Below are 1,328 nucleotides of genomic sequence, written 5' to 3' on the forward strand. Positions count from 1 at the left end.
CGGTGACGGCGTCGGTTGATGTGTTTGGTGGGGGGTGGGTGGAGGGGTTTGTGGGGCGGTTGGTTGGTGTGTTGGGTGTGGTGGGGGTGGATGCGGGGGTGCGGGTGGGTGGGGTTGATGTGTTGGTGGGGGGTGAGCGTGGGTTGTTGTTGGGTGAGTGGGGTGGTGGGGGTGTGGTGGGGGAGGTGGGTTTGGTGCCGGAGTTGTTTGAGGTGCAGGTGGGGCGGGATCCGGGTGGGTTGGCGGTGGTGTGTGGTGGGGAGGGGGTGTCGTTTGGTGAGTTGGATGAGCGGGTGTCGTTGTTGGCGGGTGTGTTGGTGTCGTGTGGTGTGGGTGTGGGGTCGTTGGTGGGGTTGTGTGTGGGGCCGGGTGTGGGGTTGGTGGTGGGGTTGTTGGCGGTGTGGCGGGTGGGGGCGGCGTGGGTGCCGTTGGATCCGGGGTTGCCGGTGGGGCGGTTGGGGTTTGTGGTGGGGGACAGTGGTGTGGGGTGGGTGGTGGGTGGTCGGGAGGAGTTGGCTGGTTTGGTGGGGGTGTTGCCGGTGGGTGTGGGTGTGGTGTGTGTGGATGCGGGTGGTGGGGTGGAGGGGGGTTCTGGGGTGGGGTCTGGGTTGCGGGTGGTGGGTGGTGGGCGGGTGTTGGGGGATGGGTTGGCGTATGTGATGTATACGTCGGGGTCGTCGGGGGTGCCGAAGGGGGTTGAGGTTTCTCATCGGGGGTTGGCTGGTTATGTGGGGTGGGCTGTGGAGCGGTATGGGGTGGGGGTGGGTGGTCGTGTTCCGGTGCATTCGTCGTTCGGTTTTGACCTGTCGTTGACGAGTTTGTTGTTGCCGTTGGTGTCGGGGGCGGTGTTGGTGTTCGGGGGCGGGGGTGGTGTGGGTGGTCTGGTGGAGTTGCTGAGTGAGGATGTGGGTGGGAGTGGAGGGGGTGGTGGTTTTTCGTTGGTGAAGGTGGTTCCGGGGCATTTGGGGTTGTTGGTGGAGGAGGTGCCGGCGGGGGTGTTGGCGGGGTTGGGGGCGTGTGTGGTGGTGGGTGGGGATGTTTTGGGTGGTGGGGTGGTGCGGTCGTGGTTGGAGTGTGCTCCGGGGACGGTGGTGGTGAATGAGTACGGTCCGACGGAGGCGGTGGTGGGGTGTTGTGTGTTTGAGGTGGGTGTGGGTGATGTGGTGGGTGGGGTGGTGCCGGTGGGTCGTGCGGTTCCTGGGGTGCGGTTGTTTGTGTTGGATGGTGGGTTGGGGTTGGTGGCGCCGGGTGTGGTGGGTGAGTTGTATGTGGCGGGGGATCAGTTGGCGCGTGGGTATCGGGGTCGTGGGGGGTTGACGGCGGAGCGG

1 protein-coding gene is annotated in these 1,328 nt (G+C 65.7%); it reads left to right on the forward strand.

Going from position 1 to position 1,328, the window contains the following annotated elements:
- Nucleotides 1-218 precede the first annotated feature (218 nt).
- Nucleotides 219-1,328 (forward strand): AMP-binding protein (locus AB0472_RS45985; protein ID WP_366365674.1); only part of this gene is annotated, 1,110 nt, incomplete at its 3' end.

The organism is Streptomyces sp. NPDC086777 (genome assembly GCF_040702065.1).
Classification (GTDB): Bacteria; Actinomycetota; Actinomycetes; order Streptomycetales; family Streptomycetaceae; genus Streptomyces.